Source organism: Pseudonocardia xinjiangensis, from assembly GCF_050948425.1.
GTDB lineage: Bacteria > Actinomycetota > Actinomycetes > Mycobacteriales > Pseudonocardiaceae > Pseudonocardia > Pseudonocardia xinjiangensis.
Genome location: NZ_CP192009.1, coordinates 3,069,173 through 3,089,574 on the forward strand (window position 1 = coordinate 3,069,173; position 20,402 = coordinate 3,089,574).

General features: G+C 70.9%; 16 protein-coding genes. 13 read left to right on the plus strand and 3 right to left on the minus strand.

Translation table 11 applies throughout. The features are described from left to right. Window positions 1-60 precede the first annotated feature (60 nt). Window positions 61-1,305: an MFS transporter gene (locus ACQPZA_RS14590; RefSeq protein ID WP_433281357.1), complete on the minus strand. Its 1,245-nt coding sequence runs from the start codon at window positions 1,303-1,305 to the stop codon at window positions 61-63. A gap of 243 nt (window positions 1,306-1,548) precedes the next feature. Between ACQPZA_RS14590 and ACQPZA_RS14595 the strand changes: the two genes are divergently transcribed. From ACQPZA_RS14595 to ACQPZA_RS14620, 6 genes are read left to right on the plus strand one after another with little or no spacing between them, the layout of a single operon-like run. Continuing rightward, entirely contained in the window at window positions 1,549-2,322 is a 774-nt protein-coding gene (locus tag ACQPZA_RS14595; protein ID WP_433281359.1) for a methyltransferase, read from the plus strand. Next, window positions 2,322-3,362: a pyridoxal-phosphate dependent enzyme gene (locus ACQPZA_RS14600; protein ID WP_433281361.1), complete on the plus strand. Its 1,041-nt coding sequence runs from the start codon at window positions 2,322-2,324 to the stop codon at window positions 3,360-3,362. Before ACQPZA_RS14595 ends, ACQPZA_RS14600 begins: the two co-directional genes overlap by 1 nt. Further along, a complete protein-coding gene (locus tag ACQPZA_RS14605; protein ID WP_433281362.1) occupies window positions 3,359-4,168 on the plus strand; it encodes a Rossmann-like domain-containing protein in 810 nt (269 codons plus the stop codon). The genes ACQPZA_RS14600 and ACQPZA_RS14605 overlap by 4 nt, the downstream gene beginning before the upstream one ends. Then, entirely contained in the window at window positions 4,165-5,262 is a 1,098-nt protein-coding gene (locus tag ACQPZA_RS14610) for a FecCD family ABC transporter permease (protein WP_433281364.1), read from the plus strand. Before ACQPZA_RS14605 ends, ACQPZA_RS14610 begins: the two co-directional genes overlap by 4 nt. Further along, entirely contained in the window at window positions 5,262-6,071 is an 810-nt protein-coding gene (locus ACQPZA_RS14615; RefSeq protein WP_433281366.1) for an ABC transporter ATP-binding protein, read from the plus strand. Before ACQPZA_RS14610 ends, ACQPZA_RS14615 begins: the two co-directional genes overlap by 1 nt. Continuing rightward, window positions 6,068-7,063 carry an ABC transporter substrate-binding protein gene (locus ACQPZA_RS14620; RefSeq protein ID WP_433281368.1) on the plus strand — a complete coding sequence of 332 codons (996 nt, stop codon included), beginning with the start codon at window positions 6,068-6,070 and terminating at the stop codon, window positions 7,061-7,063. The genes ACQPZA_RS14615 and ACQPZA_RS14620 overlap by 4 nt, the downstream gene beginning before the upstream one ends. Before the next feature lie 553 nt (window positions 7,064-7,616). On the opposite strand, the gene ACQPZA_RS14625 is transcribed toward ACQPZA_RS14620, so the two are convergent. Continuing rightward, window positions 7,617-7,943 carry a transglycosylase family protein gene (locus tag ACQPZA_RS14625; protein WP_433281369.1) on the minus strand — a complete coding sequence of 109 codons (327 nt, stop codon included), beginning with the start codon at window positions 7,941-7,943 and terminating at the stop codon, window positions 7,617-7,619. A gap of 805 nt (window positions 7,944-8,748) precedes the next feature. Between ACQPZA_RS14625 and ACQPZA_RS14630 the strand changes: the two genes are divergently transcribed. Genes ACQPZA_RS14630 through yjfF form a run of 4 tightly spaced genes read left to right on the plus strand, consistent with a single transcriptional unit; the run spans window position 8,749 to window position 13,313 of the window. Then, window positions 8,749-9,759: an ABC transporter substrate-binding protein gene (locus ACQPZA_RS14630; RefSeq protein WP_312858947.1), complete on the plus strand. Its 1,011-nt coding sequence runs from the start codon at window positions 8,749-8,751 to the stop codon at window positions 9,757-9,759. After that, complete coding sequence (locus tag ACQPZA_RS14635; RefSeq protein ID WP_433281371.1) at window positions 9,759-11,279, plus strand: sugar ABC transporter ATP-binding protein; 1,521 nt, start codon at window positions 9,759-9,761, stop codon at window positions 11,277-11,279. The genes ACQPZA_RS14630 and ACQPZA_RS14635 overlap by 1 nt, the downstream gene beginning before the upstream one ends. Window position 11,280: 1 nt before the next feature. Further along, window positions 11,281-12,321, plus strand: coding sequence for an ABC transporter permease (locus ACQPZA_RS14640; RefSeq protein WP_433282816.1), 1,041 nt, complete (start codon window positions 11,281-11,283; stop codon window positions 12,319-12,321). Next, a complete protein-coding gene (yjfF, locus tag ACQPZA_RS14645) occupies window positions 12,318-13,313 on the plus strand; it encodes a galactofuranose ABC transporter, permease protein YjfF (RefSeq protein WP_433281373.1) in 996 nt (331 codons plus the stop codon). Before ACQPZA_RS14640 ends, yjfF begins: the two co-directional genes overlap by 4 nt. Window positions 13,314-13,328: 15 nt before the next feature. Here yjfF and ACQPZA_RS14650 read toward each other — a convergent pair whose 3' ends face one another. Then, window positions 13,329-15,263, minus strand: coding sequence for an alpha/beta fold hydrolase (locus tag ACQPZA_RS14650; protein ID WP_433281375.1), 1,935 nt, complete (start codon window positions 15,261-15,263; stop codon window positions 13,329-13,331). A gap of 263 nt (window positions 15,264-15,526) precedes the next feature. Between ACQPZA_RS14650 and ACQPZA_RS14655 the strand changes: the two genes are divergently transcribed. From ACQPZA_RS14655 to ACQPZA_RS14665, 3 genes are all read left to right on the plus strand, one after another. Then, entirely contained in the window at window positions 15,527-16,252 is a 726-nt protein-coding gene (locus tag ACQPZA_RS14655; RefSeq protein ID WP_433281377.1) for a MerR family transcriptional regulator, read from the plus strand. A gap of 166 nt (window positions 16,253-16,418) precedes the next feature. After that, window positions 16,419-16,541, plus strand: a complete 123-nt coding sequence (locus ACQPZA_RS14660) for a hypothetical protein (RefSeq protein ID WP_344016976.1) — start codon at window positions 16,419-16,421, stop codon at window positions 16,539-16,541. Between the two features lie 1,261 nt (window positions 16,542-17,802). Continuing rightward, on the plus strand, window positions 17,803-20,271 hold the full coding sequence (locus ACQPZA_RS14665) for a Pls/PosA family non-ribosomal peptide synthetase (protein ID WP_433281379.1): 2,469 nt from the start codon (window positions 17,803-17,805) through the stop codon (window positions 20,269-20,271). Window positions 20,272-20,402 lie beyond the last annotated feature (131 nt).

A 20,402-nucleotide genomic window follows, 5' to 3' on the forward strand; every position in this document is an offset into this window, starting at 1 on the left:
GCTAGCGGCGCTGATCGTCCGAGTCGGGGCACGGCGGAGAGCCACCACGACCGGACGCGATCAGGCAGGCTCGGCCGGTTCCCGGGCCCGGGTGAATCCGCGGGCGCCGGGTGCCGCGGCGGCGGCGGCCGGGGCGAGGAGGCAGACCAGCGTGCACGCGAGCAGGACCGGCCCCGTGCCGAAGGCAGCCATCGCCGGGGCGATCAGGGCGAGCCCGAGCGGGGCGAGGCCGTAGGAGAACAGGAAGTCGATCGAGGAGACGCGGGCGAGCAGCCGTGGGTCGACCTCGCGCTGGGTCGCGGTGAACCACGGGACGTTGAACAGCTCGATGCCGATCCCCGTCACGACGTACGCGGCGACGACGAGGAGCGCCGGTACGGGCAGCAGCAGTGACAGCGGTGCGAGCGCGTAGAGGCCGAGACCGGCCAGCGCGACCCACCCCGGCCACGGCGGCCGCCAGCGGGCGATGACCAGCGCGCCGAGCAGGGCGCCAGCGGTGTAGCCCGTGGTGGCGGCGGCGAGCACGACCTCGGTGCCGTAGCGGTCGCGGGAGACGAGCGGCAGTGCGACGCCGGTTGCCGAGTAGCCGGTGGCGATCACTGCCGTCAACGCGCCGAGTCCGGCGAGGAACCACGGGTGGCGTCGCGCCTCCCGCAGCCCCTCACCGAACTCGCGGCCGAACGACGGCCGTTCGGTGCGGTTGGTGGCATCGGCTGCGCCTCGGGGTGGGACGAGGGCCGCGACGAGCCACAGGACTCCGGTGCCGACGACCAGCGCCCGGACGTCGGCCACGAGCGCGAGCAGTGCCGCGGCGCTCGGCGCGACCAGGACGGTGACGCGGACGGCGATGGTGACCGCCGCGTTGGCCTGCTGCCGCCTTCCGGGGTCGACGACCTCGGCGACCAGCGCCTGGAACGCCGGTCGGCATGCGCCCTGCCCGGCTCCGACGATTGCTGCTGCGGCGGCGGTCAGCAGGACCGAGCCGTCGACGCCGAGTGCGACGACCGGGCTGGCCAGCGCGGCCGCTCCGGCCGACCAGCCGACGACCCGCCGGCGCGGGTAGCGGTCGGCGAGTACCCCGGCGACCGGGACCGCCGCGAGGAACCCGAGTGTGCGGGCGGCCAGTGCGAGACCGAGCTCGACGGCGGTGACGAGGCCGTCGAGCAGCGCGAGGCCGACCAGGAACGGCAACGCCCAGGTGGCCAGACCGGAGGCCGTGGTGCCGATCCACAGCCGCAGGAACGCCGGCTCGCGCAGGACCGAGCGAGCCGGTGCGGCCGTGTCCGGTGGCGGCGGCGGTGTCACGCGCGACCGCTCTCGTCCAGGTGGGGGAGGTCCGCGGGCTGGAAGAGGTCGAGCAGCGCGCGCAGCTCGACACCCGTGAGCGGCGCAGTGCGGAGCATCCGAGTCCTCTCCGTGATGTCGGCCCAGGTTCCTGCAGCAGCCTTGCAAGAGAGAGAAGCGTGCAGCATGAGCATCCCGCGGCCTCCCCCTCCATGGTCAAGACTGCCTCTTGTTTTGGTAATGATAATCATTAACATAGCTCGCATGATCCCGACCCGCCCCGTGCTGCCGGGCGTCGCCGCCGACTGGGAGCTGCACGACCGGCTGCCGCAGACCCTGTCGCCCGACGTGATCCGTGCGATCAACCCACCGAGCCGGGCCATCCACGAGCACCGCCGCTACTCGTGGAACGGGTGGGACTTCGAGCTCCCGCCCGGGGTGTTCCAGCCGGGTGCCACCAGCAGGCTGGTGCACAGCCGGCTGCTCGACGGCACGCTTCCGGTGGCGGGCCTGCGCTACGCCGCGATGGGGTCCGGGCTCGGGGTCGAGGCCGTGGTGGCCGGCGTACGCGGGGCGGCGGCCGTGTACGCCCTCGACGTGCACCCGGAGAGTGTGCGGACCACGGTGCGGCACTTCGAGCGGATCGTGGGTCCGGCCGGTCCGCCGTTGCACCCGGTGGTCGCCGACGTCTGGGAAGGCTTTCCCGACGGCGTCCAGGTCGACGTGGTCACGTTCAACCCGCCCGCGATCGAGCTGCCGCTGTCGGACGACCCGGACATCGCACGGAACCTCTGCGTAGGCCGCGAGATCGCGGCGCGGTTCTTCGCTCAGCTCGTGGGACGCGACCTGCTGGCGCCGGGTGGGGTCGTGTACCTGATCGTCTCCAACACCGCTCCGCTGCGCGAGATCGTGGCGATCGCGCTCGACGCCGGGTTCGGCGCCGAGGTCGTGCACGTGGAGGACTGGCCCGGCGACGACGTCCAGACGTACCTGTTCGCGCTGCGTCGCGCAGGCACCCGCCCGGTGTCCGACCGCTGATGCACCGGCACTACGCGGAAGCGATCGCGGATCCCGACCTCATCCAGATCGAACCGGGACTGGTGTGCCTGCGGTTCGAGATCATGAAGGTGCGCTCGGCCCTCGGCGCCGTGCGGCATCTGCTCGACGCCGGACTGGTGCGCCGCGGCGACACGCTCGTCGACAGTTCCAGCGGGATCTACGCGCACGCCCTCGCCCTGGCCTGCCACCGGCACGGCATGCGGTGCCACATCGTCGGCTCCACCACGGTGGACCGGACGTTGCGCGTGCAGCTTGAGATCCTCGGCGCGACGCTGGAGCAGGTGCGTCCGTCGGCGGACCTCAAGCTCGACCAGAACCTGCGGGTGCAGCGGGTGGGGGAGCTGTTGCTGGCGCACCCCGACTACCACTGGATGCGGCAGTACCACGACGGCGTGCACTACGTCGGCTACCGGTCGGTGGCCGACGCGGTCGGGCAGGAGCTGCCGTCAGGCCCGCTCACCGTCGTGGGCGGCGTCGGAACCGGGGCGTCGACCGGAGCGCTGGCCACCTACCTGCGTCAGGCGGGTCGTGACGTCGAGCTGGTAGGGATCCAGCCGTTCGGCAGCGTCACCTTCGGCGCGGAGCACACCTCGGACCCGGACATGATCATCGCCGGTATCGGGAGCTCGATCGAGTTCCGCAACGTCCGTCGTGACCTGTACGACCGCCTGCACTGGATGGCGTTCACCTACGCGCGGGCCGGCGCCGTGGCGCTCCTGCGCACGAGCGGTGTGTTCGCCGGTCTCTCGGCCGGCGCCGCCTACCTGGTCGCCCGCCACGAGCGCCACCGGGCTCCGGACCGGACGGTGGTGTTCCTGTCGCCCGACACCGGGCACCGCTACGTCGACGCGGCCTTCGAAGGCCACGAGCGCGTCCCCGCAGTGGACGGCCTGGCCCCCGAATCCGTCGAGAGCGTGCACGACCTGGTCCTGCCCTGGTCGACCACCGACGTAATTCCGGGTTCCCGTGGTGCCGACGCCCGGGATGCTCGGTCTCAGCGCGCGGGCACCCGGTCATGACGCCGGCGACGGTGGGCGTGCTCACGGCGGACGTCCTCGCCGGCCGGTACGGGCCCTCGCCGGCGGACCTGGTGGCGACCAGCGTGTTCTGGGTCCACCACGGCACGCGCCTCGCGGGCGGCACCACGACGTACCGCAACCAGTACCTGCTGGTCCGGGTCGGGGCGGCGTTCGGGGCCTGCGCCTTCGAGGCCGGGGAGGTCGATCCAGAGGTTTGCGCGGCCGCGTCGGGCAGTCCGCTGGACGTACTGCTGCGTGCCGGGCCGGGGGCGCTGCGGACCGCCGCCCTCGACGCCTACCTGGCTGCCCAAGCCCCGCACCGGGACTCGGTCGCGACGCCCGTCGTGCTCCCGGCCGGACCGCCCGAGGCCAGGGCCCGGGCCCGCGACACGGCCGTCGCCGGGCTGCTCGACGTGGCTCCCGGCGCGCGAGTGGCGCTGATCGGCGTGGTCAACCCGCTGGTCGCCGCCATCCGGGACCGCGGGGCCGAGCCCCTGCTCTGCGACCTGAACCTGCGGGTCACGCAGTGGGGAGATCCGGTCACCGCCGTCATGGCCGACGTCCTCGAGACGGCGGACGCGGTGGTCGCCACCGGCATGACGCTCGGCAACGGCACGTTCGACCTGATCCTCGACCGTTGCCGGGAACGGGCCGTCCCGCTGATCGTCTATGCGCAGACGGCCAGTGCGGTCGCCCGGGCTTTCGTCGGCGGTGGGGTCACCGCGCTGTCGGCCGAGCCCTTCCCGTTCTCGCAGTTCAGCGCCGACCCCACCGTCCTCTACCTCTACCGGGAAGGGCGCTCGTGACGGCGCCGCACGGCATCGACGCAGCCGCCCCGGCGCCCGCACGGCCTGCGGCCGGCCCGACGTCGGTCGGGCTGGTGGTCACCGCAACCGGGCTCTTCCTGGTGCTGCTGGCCTCGATCGTCGTGGCGATCGGGCTCGGTCCTGCGGTGATCAGCCCGGGGGAGACCGCGCGCTACCTCTGGGCGGCGCTGAGCGGCGGCCGGATCTCCGCGTCCGAGGTCCCCGCTTACCAGATCATCTGGCAGGTGCGGACACCCCGGGTGCTCCTGGCCGCCGCCGTGGGCGCAGGTCTCGGGGTGGTCGGGGTGGCCGTCCAGGCCATGGTGCGCAACGCGCTGGCCGACCCGTTCGTCCTGGGCGTGTCGTCCGGGGCGTCGGTGGGGGCGGTCACCGTGATCGTCTTCGGGGTCCTGGCGGGCCTGGGCATCCACGCGGTGTCGATCGGAGCCTTCCTCGGCGCCGCACTGGCGTCGGTCCTGGTCTACGCGGCGTCGGTTACGCGGGCCGGGATCACGCCGTTGCGTCTGGTGCTGACCGGCATCGCGCTGTCCTTCGGGTTCCAGGCCGTGATGAGCGTGCTCATCTACCTCGCGCCGGACGGAGAGGCCACCAGCACCGTGCTGTTCTGGACGATGGGCAGCTTCGGCGCGGCCACGTGGCAGTCGCTGCCGGTGGTCGCCGCGGTCGTCGTGCTCGGCGCGGTGGTGCTGCGCCGGTACGGGCGCTCGCTGGACGCGATGGCCCTCGGCGACGAGACGGCGGTCAGCCTGGGAGTCGACATCACTGCGGTACGCACCGCCCTGTTCGTGCTGACCTCGCTGATGACCGGAGCGATGGTGGCCGTGAGCGGGGCGATCGGGTTCGTCGGGCTGGTCATGCCGCACCTGGTCCGCCTGGTGGTGGGGGCCCGCCACGCCAAGGTCCTGGTCGTCACCCCGCTCGTCGGAGCCGTCTTCATGGTGTGGGTCGACCTGCTCTCCCGGACCGTGGTCGCTCCACGCGAGCTGCCGCTCGGGGCGATCACCGCGCTCGTCGGGGTTCCGGTCTTCGTCGTCCTGATGCGTCGGCGCGGCTACCTGTTCGGCGGCCGCTGATGCGGCTGCAGCTGCGCGGGCTGACCGTCGAGGTCGCGGGCCGGGCACTGGTCCGCGAACTCGACCTCGACGTCGGCAGCGGCGAGGTCGTCGGCCTGGTCGGCCCGAACGGGAGCGGCAAGTCCACGGCCTTGAGATGCGTCTACCGGGCGCTGCGTCCCACCCATGGTGCGGTGCTGCTGGACGGTGACGACTCGGCGCGCCTGCGCCTGCGGGACAGCGCCCGCCGGGTGGCGGCGCTGACCCAGGAGAACGGCGCCGACCTCGACTTCACCGTCGCCGAGACCGTCGCACTCGGGCGCAGCCCTCACCAGCAGGGCAACCAGCCGCTCACCACCCGGGAACGTGAGCTGTGCGCGCGGGCGATGCACCAGCTCGACGTCGCACACCTGGCCCACCGCGGGGTGCTCTCCCTCTCCGGCGGGGAGCGCCAGCGCGTGCTCGCCGCCCGTGCGCTGGTGCAGGAACCGCGGGTGCTGGTCCTCGACGAGCCGACCAACCACCTCGACGTGCGTCACCAGATCGAGCTGCTGTCGCTGTTGCGCGGATCCGGACTGACGGTGCTGGTCGTCCTGCACGACCTGAACCTCGCCGCCGCCACCTGCAACCGCCTCGCCGTCCTCCTGGAGGGCTCGCTCGTGGCCGTGGGGAACCCGTGGGAGGTGCTGACGGCCGAGCTCGTCCAGCGCGTCTTCGGAGTCGCGGCGACCGTCGTCCCGCACCCGCTGACCGGTGATCCGCAACTCCTCTACTCGCTCTCCCCGGCGAGCCCCGTTCCGTCACCCGCCTCGGAAGGAAGCCTCCCGTGACCCCGTCCCGGACCGTCCGGCACACCGCGCCGGTCGTCGCACTCTCGCTCCTGCTCGTCGGCTGCGGGGCCGAGGTCGTCCCACGGACCGACGCTCCGGCGCCCGTCACCGTTGCGCGCTGCGGCGAGGAGATCTCCTACCAGCGTCCGCAGCGGGCGGTCGCCTACGAGGCGGGGAGCGCGGACAAGCTGTTCAGCCTCGGCTTGACCGACGCCGTGCGCGGGTACGTGATGCCGCCCGCGAACCCGCCCGTGGAGGAGTCGCCGTGGGCGGCGGAGTACGCGCAGGTGGAGCTGCTCAGCCGCGACCTGCTCAACCGGGAGCTCGTGGTGGACGCCGGGGCCGACCTCGTCGTCGCCGGATGGCGTTCGGGCTTCAGCGACCAGCGCGGGATCACCCCCGAGATCCTCGACGGCCTCGGCATCCAGAGCTTCATGCACACCGAGACCTGCTACAACTACCCGAACTTCCCTGAACACCTGCCACCGTTCGAGGCCCTCTACACCGACCTCGACCGTCTCGGCCGGATCTTCGACGTGGAGGAACGCGCGAGCGCCTACATCGCCGAGTTGCAGGGCAGGGTCGCCGCCGTCCGGCAGCAGGCCCCCCGCCTGGACCCGCCGCCATCGGTGTTCCTCTACGACTCCGGCACCGACCGCCCGTTCACCGCAGCGAGCCAGGTGCCACCGAACCAGATCATCGAGTTCGCGGGGGCGCGGAACATCTTCGCCGACCTCTCGGCGCGCTGGACCGACGTCGGATGGGAGGCGGTGGTCCAGGCCCAACCCGAGATCATCGTCATCCTCGACTACCAGGACCAGCCGGCCGAGGAGAAGATCGCCTTCCTCAAGGCGCACCCCGCCCTGCAGTCACTGCCGGCGATCCGTCACAACCGGTTCCACATCCTCGACTACAACGAGGCGATCAGCGGGCCGCGGATCGTCGACGGGGCTGAGCGGTTCGCCGAATACATGCGCAGTTTCCGACGCTGAACCGTGGTGCCCTGTCCTGGTCGGCGCCGCTCATGTCCTCGGCCGGCGGCGAGATCTGCTGGAGAGCCGCGCTCGGGGTTTCGACCACTCCCCGACGTTCACGCCTGGCTACCACAGAGGTGGAGCAGAGGCTCCGGCCGCCCAGAACCCCGGAAAACTGACGGTGTCCACCGTCGTCATCACACTGTCGACGGCGTTCGTGGGATGCGTTGGCGCTTTCCTTAGTGCGTACCCACAACTCTCTGCGGTCTTTTCCGGCCAGCCGGTGGTCGAGAGGGACCTCGGAGAATCTTGGCGAGAATAAGCTCCCGGACGGGTATCCGGGATTGCCGCAGCTGCCGGCCGGCGCAACGATCGTGGATGGGATCGAGGTGACTCTCTCCGCGTGATCGGGGAAGGGCTGACGGCGAGGTCCGACGACAACGCAGGTAGGCGGGCGCGTGGCCCGTGGTCATCGAACTGGTCTACCCGGGCCCGCTCGAACCCGCCCGACGCCCGATCGGAAGCGGCGAGGGCAGGGGCGAGCGGAGCCCGAGCAGGAGCATGCGTCGGCTCAGCGGAGGCCGAGCTTGCTGGAACACACCGGCCATGCTTTCCAGCCCTGCCCGGCGAGCACGCGCTCGGCGACAGCGATCTGCTGCTCACGGCTGGCCTGGTGGGGCATGCCCTGGCCACCGAATCCTCGCCAGGTGCTCAAGGTGAACTGCAGCCCACCGAAGAAACCGTTGCCGCTGTTGATCTTCCAGTTGCCGGTGCTCTCGCACTGGGCGAGCCTGTCCCACACGCTGGCGGGAGCGGCATTGGCGGTTCCGGCGATGGCGAGTGGGACGCCGAGTGCGACCGTGCCGGCCAGGGTGAGGCGCAGCAGGGTTCGACCCATGCGGGACTTGGGGGAATTCATATTGTGATTTCTCCATGGCACACCCCGAGACGTACCTGCTCGTCGGCAGGTCGAGAGCTGCCCGGCAAACGGGGTCCGGGTGTCTCGTCGAGTCGTGGGGGTCGTGGGGAACGACTCGAACAATTGTCGTCTCGGCCAGTCCCGATTCGGGATCGACGGACCGGAACCAGGGACTGGGGGCGGTGCGACGGTTCCGGATGTATTCCGGTCGCCCCTCGTCGGACGACCGCCACAGGACATTACGAGTTCCGTCCGCATGATCGGTGGGTGACCTATCTCACTTGATCAGGAGATGGAGTCGCCGATCCGGCGTATCGCCTGGTGGCAGAGGGGATGTGTCGAATGGATCAGGATTGGTGGAATATATTCATTCCGAAACTAGTGGCGTGGCGCACATGTTGCGTTATCCCGGCCATTCGTGGGGTGTCCGGTGGGCGATAGGGACCCGGCAGCGGGGGAGAAATAGGACGGAGGTGCGGCAGCCGCAACGACGACGACGGCGTCTCGGAGGGTCCTTGCCGGCGGGTCCCGGTCCGCTGGGAGCGCTGGTGTGGGCCCGACCGGGCCCGCAACCTCGACCGGGCGCGACCCGGTCTGCTGCCTCGTCGGTGGAGGGGCCCGGCGGGAGTTCGGCGCCGCACCGGAAGGGTCGCCGAGCACGTCGGAGCGTGAACGACGGTTGCCGGGTCGTGACCGGCGGAGCCTTGACGCCGGGCGATGTTAGCGCTCACAGTTGCCGCTGATGCGATGTGGGTCACACCGAAGACGACGCCTGGGAGGCACTGTGCGCACGCGGACGACGTTGCCCGCACTCGGGAAGCTGGCCGCCCTTGCGGCAGCCGCGCTCGTACTCGCCGCCTGCGGGGGCGGGGGTGGCGGTGGCGGCGCCACCGCACCCGGCGCCGGCGCCGGCGGGGAGGCCCTCACGCTGGGCTTCTCTCAAGTGGGGGCCGAGAGCGGCTGGCGGACGGCCAACACCAAGTCGGTCCAGGATGCCGCGGGGGCAGCCGGGATCGAGCTGCAGTTCTCCGACGCCCAGCAGAAGCAGGAGAACCAGATCAAGGCGATTCGCTCGTTCATCCAGCAGCGCGTCGACGTGATCGCCTTCAGCCCGGTCGTCGAGTCGGGCTGGGACACCGTGCTGATGGAGGCCAAGCGCGCGAACATCCCGGTGATCCTCACCGACCGGGCCGTGGACTCGACCGACACCACGCTCTACAAGACCTTCCTCGGCTCGGACTTCGTGGAGGAGGGCCGCAAGGCCGGGCAGTGGCTGGTCGAGGACACCGCAGGCGGGAGCGGGCCGGTCAACATCGTGGAGCTGCAGGGCACCACGGGGTCGGCGCCGGCGATCGACCGCCAGGAGGGCTTCGCCGAGACGATCGCGCAGAACCCGGACCTGAAGGTGATCGCGTCGCAGACCGGCGACTTCACGCGGTCCGGCGGCCGACAGGTGATGGAGGCGTTCCTCAAGACGCACCCGGACATCGACGTCCTCTACGCCCACAACGACGACATGGGCCTGGGGGCGATCGAGGCGATCGAGGCCGCAGGCAAGGTGCCGGGCACCGACATCAAGATCATCACGGTGGATGCCGTCAAGGACGGCATGCAGGCGCTGGCCGACGGGAAGATCAACTACATCGTCGAGTGCAACCCGCTGCTCGGCCCGCAACTGATGGACCTCGTGAAGAAGGTCGCCGCGGGCGAGGAGGTGCCCCAGCGCGTCGTCACCGAGGAGACCACCTTCGACACCGCGGCCGCGAAGGCTGCGCTGCCGAGCCGGCAGTACTGATGGATCGCAGTCCCCTGGTGGAGATGACCGGCATCTCCGTGGCGTTCGGGCCGGTGCAGGCGCTGCAGTCGGTGGACCTGCGGCTGCACCCTGGCGAGGTGCACGCCCTGATGGGTGAGAACGGTGCCGGCAAGTCGACGCTGATCAAGACCCTCACCGGCGTGCACCCCGTCGACGCCGGGGAGATCCGGGTGCGGGGGGAGCCGGTGGCGTTCGCCGGGCCCGCCGCGGCCCAGGCGGCCGGGATCAGCACGGTCTACCAGGAGGTGAACCTCTGCCCGAACCTTTCGGTGGGCGAGAACCTGCTCCTGGGACGCGAGCCGCGCCGCGCCGGTCGCATCGACTGGCGAGGCGTGCGGCGGCGGGCCGCCGAGGTTCTGGGCCGGCTGCACCTGGACGTCGACCCGTCCTCGCCGCTCGGCGCGCACTCCATCGCACTGCAGCAGCTCGTCGCGATCGCCCGGGCGGTCGAGGTGGAGGCACGGGTGCTGGTGCTCGACGAGCCCACGTCGAGCCTGGACGCGTCCGAGGTGGCGGAGCTCTTCCGCGTGGTGCGTCGGCTGCGCGAGTCGGGCGTCGCGATCCTGTTCGTCTCGCACTTCATCGAGCAGGTCTTCGAGATCTCCGACCGGATGACCGTGCTGCGCAACGGCCGGTTGGTCGGCGAGTACGCCACGGCGGACATCTCGCGGAGGCAGCTGGTCTCGGCGATGGTCGGGCGCGAGCTGGAGGTGCTCGAGCAGTTGGACCGCGCCCCCGCCGAACCGGCCGCCGACGCCGAGCCCCCGGTCCTCGCGGCCACGGGGCTCGGGCGCCGCGGCGCCGTCGAGCCGGTCGACCTCGCGGTGCGGCCCGGGGAGGTCGTCGGCCTGGCCGGGCTGCTCGGCTCGGGGCGCACCGAGCTCGCCCGGCTGCTGTTCGGAGCCGACCGCGCCGACACCGGTGAGCTCACGGTCGGTGGGCGCCCGGTGCGGCTGCGCACGCCGCGGGCCGCCATCGACGCGGGAATCGCCTTCAGCCCGGAGGACCGCAAGGCCGAGGGCGTGGTGGCGGACCTGTCGGTACGGGCGAACATCGTCCTTGCTATGCAGGCCTCCCGGGGCTGGATGCGCCGCATCCCGCGGCGCAAGCAGGACGAGCTCGCGCGGCGCTGGATCGAGCTGCTCGACATCCGCCCCGCCGACCCCGACGTCCTCCTGGGCAACCTGTCGGGCGGCAACCAGCAGAAGGTGCTGCTGGCGCGGTGGCTGATCACGCAGCCCCGGTTGCTCATCCTCGACGAGCCCACCCGGGGCATCGACGTCGGCGCGAAGGCCCAGATCCAGGCCCTCGTGGCGGAGCAGGCGCGGGAGGGCACCGCCGTCGTGTTCATCTCCGCGGAGCTCGACGAGGTGGTGCGCCTGTCCGACCGCGTGCTGGTACTGCGGGATCGCCGGCCCGTCGCTCAGCTGGCAGGGGAGGACGTCGAACTGGACCGCGTCATGGAGCTGATCGCCACCGGGGGAGGCGCCCGTGCGTGACCTGCTGCGCAGACCGGTCTGGCCGCTCGTCGCGCTGTTGCTGCTCAACCTGGCGGTGACGCCGAGCTTCTTCGCCGTGCGCCTGCAGGACGGGCGGCTCTACGGCAGCCTGATCGACATCCTGCACAACGGCGCCCCGCTGGCGCTGGCCGCACTGGGCATGACGCTGGTGATCGCGACGCGCGGCATCGACCTGTCCGTCGGCACGGTCGTCGCGATCTCCGGCGCCGTGGCCTGCACATGGATCGCGAGCAGCCCGGACCCGGCGAGCCCCGGCACCGCGCTCACCGGGATCGGGCTCGCCCTCGCGCTGGCAGCGGCCCTCGGCGCGTGGAACGGGTTCCTCGTCGCCAGGCTCGGCATCCAACCGATCATCGCGACGCTCGTGCTGATGACGGCCGGCCGCGGGCTCGCCCAGCTCGTCACGGACGGCCAGATCATCACCGTGAACAACGGGTTCTTCGCGGGGATCAGCGGCAGCGCCCTGCTCGCCGTGCCGCTGACGGTGGTCGTCGCCGCTGCGGTGTACGCACTGGTGGCGCTCGTGACCCGGCGCACGGCACTGGGGACGCTCGTCGAGGCCATCGGGATCAACCCCGAGGCCAGCCGGCTGGCCGGCGTGCGCTCGCAGAGCATCGTCTGGACGGTCTACGTCTTCGCGGCGCTGTGCGCGGCCGTGGCCGGGCTGATGATCAGCTCGAACGTCAACGCCGCCGACGCCAACAACGCCGGCCTGTGGCTGGAGCTCGACGCGATCCTCGCCGTCGTCATCGGCGGCACGTCGCTCGCCGGCGGCCGGTACTCGATCGCCGGCACGCTGCTCGGCGCGCTCACGATCCAGACGCTGACCACCACGATCTACTCGGTCGGCATCCCGCCGGAGGTGTCGCTGGTGTTCAAGGCGCTCGTCGTGATCCTCGTGTTCCTGGCGCAGGCACCGAAGGTCCGCGCGCTGCTGCGACGGCGGCGCCGTCGCCGCGACGACGCCCCGCCGCCGGCAGCGTCCGCTGTCCCGGCGGAGACCGCGGGGAGCGGGCGGTGACCGCGGTCGCCGAGCGTGTGCGGCACGCGGCCGGGCGCCGGGTGCCCACCCGCTTCCTGCCCGTGGTGGTGACGTTCGCGCTGTTCGTGCTGATGTTCGCCGGGGGAGGGCTGCGCTACGAGTCCTTCGCGTCCGGGCAGGTGCTGCTCAACCTGCTGATCGACAACTCGTTCCTGGTGGTGCTGGCCGTCGGGATGACGTTCGTGATCCTCACCGGGGGCATCGACCTGTCTGTCGGGTCGGTCGTCGCCCTCTCGACGATGGTGGCCGCCGCGCTGCTGCGCGCCGGCTGGTCGCCGGTCCTCGTCATGCTCGTGGTGCTGGTCGGCGGGGCCGTCTTCGGGCTCGCGATGGGCGCGGTGATCCACTACCTGGAGATCCAGCCCTTCATCGTCACGCTCGCCGGGATGTTCCTGGCCCGCGGCCTGTGCTATGTGATCGACCTCGAGTCGATCCCGATCGACGACCCGCTGTTCCGCACGATCGCGCAGACCGCGGTGCCGCTGGGCGGGGAGCTGTTCGTCAGCCCGAGCGTGCTCGTCGCGACCGTCGTGGTCGCGATCGCGGTGTACGTGCTGCACCTGACCCGGTTCGGGCGGACCGTCTACGCCGTCGGCGGCAACCCGCAGTCGGCGATGCTCATGGGGTTGCGGGTGGCGCAGGCCCGCGTCGGCGTGTACGTGATCAGCGGGGCCTGCTCGGCGCTCGCCGGGCTGCTGTTCACCTTCTACATGCTCTCGGGCTACAGCCTGCACGCCGTGGGGATGGAGCTCGATGCGATCGCCGCCGTCGTCATCGGGGGCACGCTGCTCACCGGAGGCTCCGGGTTCGTGCTCGGCTCGGTGCTCGGCGTGCTGGTGCTCGGCACCATTCAGACGATCCTGTCGTTCGAAGGGACCCTCAGCTCCTGGTGGTCGCGGATCGTGATCGGTCTTCTGCTGCTGGTGTTCGTGGTCCTGCAGCGGGTGCTGGCGAGACGCGGCGTCGGCTGAGCCGGGGATGCACCTCTACCGTGCCGACGCCGGCGTGGAGGTCGAGCCGCCGAGGTGCTCGGCGAAGTGCCGCTCGACGGCGCGGTTGAGCCGCATCCGGTTCTCGGGATTGGCGAAGCCGTGGCCCTCGTCGTCGGCGACGAGGTACTCGACCGGCACGCCGCGCTCGCGCAGGGAGGCGACGATGGTGTCGGACTGGGCCCGCACGACGCGGACGTCGTTGGCGCCCTGGGCGACCAGCAGCGGGGTGCGGATCCGGTCGACCAGTGTGATCGGCGAGCGGGCGAGCATGTCGGCCCCCTGTTCGGGGATCTCCGGGTCGCCGACGTAGCGGTACCAGTTGTTGACGAACCAGGGACGGCTGAACGGGGGCAGGGTGCGCAGGAAGTGGGCGAGGTCGGACACGCCGACGTAGTCGACCGCGGCGGCGAAGCGCCCGGGGGTGACGGTGACGCCGACGAGGGCGGCGTAGCCGCCGTAGGAGCCGCCGTAGATGCCGACGCGGTCGGGGTCGGCGTAGCACTGGGCGACGGCCCAGTCGACGGCGTCGAGCAGGTCGTCGTGCATGGCGCGGGCGAACTCGCCGATCGCGGCGGTGACGTGGCGGCGCCCGTAGCCGGTCGAGCCGCGGAAGTTGACCTGCAGCACGGCGTAGCCGCGGTTGGCCAGGAACTGCGCGTCCGGGCTGAAGCTCCAGGTGTCGTGGGACCAGGGTCCGCCGTGCACGAGCAGCACCAGCGGCAGGTTCTCGGGTGCGACGCCGACGGGAAGGGAGAGGTACGCGTGCAGCGGCAGCCCGTCGCGGGCCGGGAAGCCGACCGGCCGCATCGGGGCCAGGGTGGCGGGGTCGAGATCGGGGTAGGCGCGGAACAGCTCGCGGCTCTCCCCGGTGGCGTGGTCGTAGAACCAGGCCACGGCCGGTTCCCGGTCGTGCACGTAGGTGGCGACCCAGCGCCGGCCCGCCTCGTCGGAGGACAGCGTGCCCAGCACGCCGTCGGAGAGCGTCGCGAGCCGGGCGTACACCTCGGCGAAGTCGGGGTCGAGGACCTCGATGTGCGGGCGGTCGGCGACGAACCGGGCGGCCAGCACCTCGCCGTCGCGGCGGCCGGTGAACACGGTGGGCGGTAGCACCCCGGGCATCATCGTGCCGGAGATGTCGAGGTCGTGGCCCTCGACGGCGGCGACCACGGTCTCCTTCCCGGTCTCCCGGTCGATGCGCACCAGGCGCAGGTGGTCGCCGTCCTGGAAGGAGCCGACGAGCAGGCCCGTCCCGTCGGGGGTGACCAGCTGGGGCTGCACGCCCATCGGGTGCTCCGCGCCGCCGACCCTGGTCAGCGGGCGGACGTCCCCGGTCTCGGCGTCGACGGCGGAGATCTCGACCGTGCCGTCACCGGCCGGGCGGGACCGGAAGGCCGGCCGGCCGTCGCGGTCGAGCAGGACGGTGTCGGCCGGGTCGGTCTGCTCGAGGTGCAGCGTGGTCGCGCCGGTGGCGACGTCGACCCGGAAGGTGTCGAAGAACAGCGGCCGCCGGTTCATCCAGACCAGCACCGTGCCGGGGTCCGACGGGAGCGACTCGACCCCGACCACCCGGGAGCCAGGGTCCATGGGGGTCAGGTCGACGGCCGGCTCGTCCGGGTGGTCGAGGTCGACGCGGTGCAGGTGCCAGTCCTCGTTGCCGTCGGTGTCCTGGAGGTAGAGCAGCCAGCGGGGGTCGTCGGTCCAGTGGTAGACGGTGATGCCGCGGCGGGTGTCGTGGGTGACGGGGACGGCGTCGGCGTGGGTCCGGTCGATGCCGCGGACCCAGATGTTGCGCCGCCCGCGGTGCGGGGCGAGGTAGGCGATGCGGGTGCCGTCCGGGGAGATGGTCGGGACGGCGAACTGCGGGTCGGCGAAGAGCGCCTCGATGTCGATCAGGCCGGGCGTCTTCTCGTCGGTCGCTGCGACAGTCATGAATCCTCCGATGAGTGGTGGGGCGGTGCCCCACCGGGCAGGTGGCGCTGAGCGACCAGGCAACACCGTGCCGTTGCGGCATGGTCAACACACCGAGCAGATCCGCAGCCGTGCCGGCGGTCTCACCCGCGGCCGGGTCAGACCCGGGCGACGAGTTTGATCTCGACGAGGAGCTCCCGGAACCGACTGGGCCGCGGTCCGGTCGGGCGTCGGTGATCGCCGAACCTTGACCGTGCCGCTGCGGCAGGGTGTGGGATGGCCGCATGGCCTGGAGCACCCGTGAGCTCGCCGAACTGGCCGGTACCAGCCTGCGGGCGGTCCGGCACTACCACGAGATCGGGCTGATCCCCGAGCCCGAGCGCCGCTCCAACGGCTACAAGCAGTACGGCGTCAGCCACCTCGTGCGGCTGCTGCGGATCAAGCGGCTGGTCGATCTCGGGTTCTCGCTGTCGCAGATCGCCGCCATGGGCGACGACGACCACCACCCGGCGGAGGCGTTGCGCGCCCTCGACGCCGAGCTGGCCGCGACCGTCGAGCGGCTGCAGCGGGCGCGTGTCGAGCTCGGGCTGATCCTGCGGCACCACGCGCCGGCCGACCTGCCACCCGACATCGCCCCGGCGGCCGGTGGAGCGGGGCTGTCGGAGGCCGACCGGTCGCTGGTGTTGGTCATGACCCGGGTGATGGGGCCCAAGCACGTCGGTGCCTACGCCGAGATGCTGCGCACCGCGGCGACCGACCCGACCGACGGGGAGTTCGACTCCCTGCCCGCCGACGCCGACGACGAGGTGCGCCAGGACCTGGCCGAACGCATGCTCCCGCACATCCGCCGGATCCGGGCCGAGCACCCGGACCTGATGGCGCCCGACACCGAGGCCCCGCGCGGCGCGCGGTTCGTCGCCGAGACGGCAGCCGCCGCCATGCAGGAGCTCTACAACCCGGCTCAGCTGGATGTCATCCGACGGGTCGGCGCACTCCTGAAGGACCCGTGAACCGACGCCCGTCGCCGCAGCGCCGAATCCCGTGACGTACCGGACGAGCGCGACGGTCGGCGGATCGGGAACGCCGCGATCGTCTACGCGGCGTAGAAAGGTCTGTGGGCGGTCGGTGCATCTGGCCGCCTGGTCGGACACATCGGATCTCGGAGACTCAGTGGTCATGTTCACGCCGATCGGCACGTCCCGGCAGGTGGAGCTCGTCGTCACAACCGGACGTGGCGAACGCCGCACGCAGGAGTCCGGCGGTTCGTCGCGCCGTCGCTCGATCTTCTGGGGGCTATGACAATGCTCGCGCCCCACTTCGCTGCGGCCGCGAACCGTGTCGCCACGACCGCAGCGCCAGTGACGTCCGGGATCTCCGTGACGGAGGCCATCGCCATCTTCGTCGGGATTCCGGCCCTACTGGTCCTGATCATCACCGCAGCCGTCTACGCCTCCACCGGCGGGAGCCGGCGGCGCCACGCCGCTTGGAAGCGCCGGCCCGTCGACCACATCGGCGGTGCGCGTCCGTCCGCGGATCCGGGGACGACAGGATCCGTGCCGGCCCAGCCGGCTCCGGACAGACAGCCCGATGCAGCGGGCCCAGCCGGCGCCGAGGCGGCATCGCCCCGGCCGGCCGAAGAGGGGTCCGCGTGAGCGTGGCACCCGTACGGGGTGCAGCACCGTCCGGGGACGCGGCCTCGGGTCGCTGACCCACCACACCCGAACTGCCGCGTCCACAGCGCCATAGGCGGAGGGCGCGCCGGAGATCGAGGCCGTCGGCACGAGATGCGGAAGCCGGCGCAGCCGTTTTTCGGTATCCTTCTGCCTCTTCTCGTGCCGACCGGCGATCAACCGGTCGCGCTGCTACGGGGAGCCTGCGCCTTTTCTCAAGACCGAGCAAAACTCCCGCTGCCGGCATTACCTCGACACAACGTCACCGTGCGCGGGCGTGGGTTTCGATTGGTGGACGCTGCCTCGCGGTGGCGCATGACCCCGGCCGGGCCACGTATTCCCGCACGGGTGGAAAGTCACTGTGCCCTCGCGATCGACCGCGCTGATCGGTGGCTGGCCGGGCCATACCCGTACGTAAACCGGTGCGCCATGGTTCAGGTTCCAGCCCTTCGGTACTTGTGATCTGAAAGCATCGGACTTCGCTTGACAGCGTCGCGATGACCGTGGCTACTCTGGAGTCACCACCGGTTGCACCCCGTGCGGCGGCAGCACCGCCCTTTGCACGTCACCGGGTATCCGGGCGTCCCGCAGCGTGGCCCGACGCGAGGAACAAGACCAGCCATGCCCTTCGTTCGACGATCTACCCGGGTCGGTTTCCCGGCTACGTCATAGAACCTGCCCAGCGATTGGCCGAAGCTCCATCCAGGCCGGCCACAGTCCCAGGTCCCCGCAGTCGCGGACGACACCGCGGGTCCTTCTCAGGGATTCGACGCGCGCTGCCGGCAGGCGTCGCCGAAACGCATCGGCATGGCTAACCCTGGAATGAAGGAGTCGAACTCGTGGGGGAACTTGCCGAGGCTTCCGATCCGCATGCAGCTGAAGCCTCACGCATGCCCGCCGGGCGCATCAGCCCGACAGCCAGCATCAAGCAGAAGCTCGGCGACGTGCTGGCGGAGATCATGCACGCCGATCGAGTGTCCGCAGACAGTAACTTCTTCGACGACCTGGGCGCCGACTCGCTGCTGATGGCCCAGTTCTGCGCACGGATCAGGAAGCGGCCCGACCTGCCGGCCGTGTCGATGAAGGACGTCTACCGGCATCCAACCATCAGGAGCCTGGCAACAGCGCTCGCGGAACCCGCGTCCGCCCCCGCGGAGTCGCCGGTTGCGGCGTCGCCCGAGGTGACGGCGCCGGCGAGCAGGGTGGAGTACATCGTCTGCGGAACGCTGCAGTTCCTGATCTACCTCGGCTACTCGTTCCTCGTCGCGATCGTTCTCGAGCAGGGCTACGACTGGGTCTCCGCCGCCCCCGGCGTGGCCGACATCTACCTGCGGTCGGTCCTGTTCGGTGCTCCGACCTTCCTCGGCCTGTGCATCCTTCCGATCGTGGCGAAGTGGGTGCTCGTCGGGAGGTGGAAGCCCCGGCAGATCCGCATCTGGAGCCTGACCTACGTCCGCTTCTGGACCGTGCGGATGCTCGTCCGCGCGAGCCCGATGATCCTCTTCGTCGGCTCGCCGCTCTACGTGCTCTACCTGAGAGCGCTGGGCGCGCACATCGGGCGGGGGGTCGCGATCCTCTCGCGGGACGTGCCGGTATGCGCCGACCTGCTCACCGTCGGCGACGGCACCGTGATCCGCAAGGACTCGTACTTCACGTGCTACCGCGCCCACGCCGGCCTCATCGAGACCGGTCCGGTCACCCTCGGCACGAACGCCTACGTCGGCGAGTCCACGGTGATCGACATCGGGACGGCGATGGGCGACGGGACGCAGCTCGGCCATTCCTCCTCCCTGCACAGCGGGCAGTCCGTGCCGGACGGCGAACGCTGGCACGGGTCTCCCGCTCGGCGCACCACAGCGAACTACCAGACGATCGAGCAGCAGGCCGGCACCGGCGCGCTGCGGAAGGCCGTCTCCGCGATCCTGCAACTGCTGGGACTGCTGCTCGTGGTGCTGCCGGTGCTGATCGGCGGCGCCGCGCTCCTGCTCCTCGCCATCCCGCGGGTGGCCACCCTGCTCGGAGCAGGTGCACTGGACCTGGTCGACTGGAAGTTCTACGTCTACGCCCTGGCCGCGTCCTTCGTCATCTTCTTCGGCCTGGTTCTCGTGGGCTTCCTGGTCGTGACCACCGTCCCGCGCCTGCTCGGCCTCGCCATCACGCCGGACAAGGTCTATTCGCTGTACGGCTTCCACGCCGCGCTGCACCGGGCGATCACGCTGATGACGAACCTGCGCTTCTTCACCTACCTGTTCGGCGACAGCTCCTACATCGTCAACTACCTGAACTGGCTCGGGGGCAAGGTGTCCCGGGCAGAGCAGACCGGGTCCAACTTCGGCCTGGAGGTGAAGCACGAGACCCCGTTCATGACCACGGTCGGCGCCGGAACGATGGTGGCCGACGGACTGTCGATCATCAACGCCGACTACTCGAACACGTCCTTCCGGGTCTCCCGGGCGAGGATCGGTGCCCACGTCTTCCTCGGCAACAACGTCGCCTTTCCCGCCCGGAACCGCCTGGGTGACAACACCCTGGTGGCCTCGAAGGCCATGGTGCCCATCGACGGACCCGTCCGGGAGAACGTCGGGCTGCTGGGGTCGCCCAGCTTCGAGATCCCGCGGACGGTCCACCGCGACAGCAAGTTCGACCACCTGCGCAGCGGGGACGAGCTGCGTCGCCGCCTCTCGGTCAAGAACAGGCACAACCTCCGGAGCATGGGGATGTACCTGCTCGTGCGGTGGGTCTACTTCTTCGGTGCCGTCGTGCTGTTCCTGGCCGCCGACGAGCTCTACGACCGGTGGGGTGCCTGGGTGAACGTGCCGGCCGACGTCCTTCTCCTGTCGAGCGTGCTGTACTTCGTACTGATCGAGCGTGCGATCACCGGGTTCCGCACTCTGCAGCCCCGGTACTGCTCGATCTACGACCCGTACTTCTGGTGGCACGAGCGGTTCTGGAAGGTGCCCGCGATGGGCTACCTCCTCCGGGTTTTCGACGGCACCCCGTTCAAGAGCATGATCTGGCGGCTGCTGGGCGCGCGGGTCGGGAAGCGGCTGTTCGACGACGGTTGCGCCCTGCCGGAGAGGTCGCTCGTGACGATCGGCGACGACGTCACCCTCAACGTGCATTCGAAGATCCAGTGCCACTCCCAGGAGGACGGCGCCTTCAAGTCCGACCGCATCGTGATCGGGTCCGGATGCACCCTGGGCGTCGGCGCGTTCGTCATGTACGGCGCGACGCTGGGTGATGGTGCGGAGCTCGAGCCCGACTCGTACCTGATGAAGGGCGAGGACGTTCCGCCGCACGCTCGGTGGGGCGGAAACCCGGCGACGGACTTCCGGGCAGAGAACGAGCGGGCGGCCTGACGACCGCGACCCTGGCCAACATCGTGGACCGGGCATTCCAGACCATTCCGGAGTCTGGGATGTCCGGTCTCGCATCAGTTCGGTAGAAAATGCTGGGATCGATGGCGACGATGTAAGAATCAAAGCGCGTA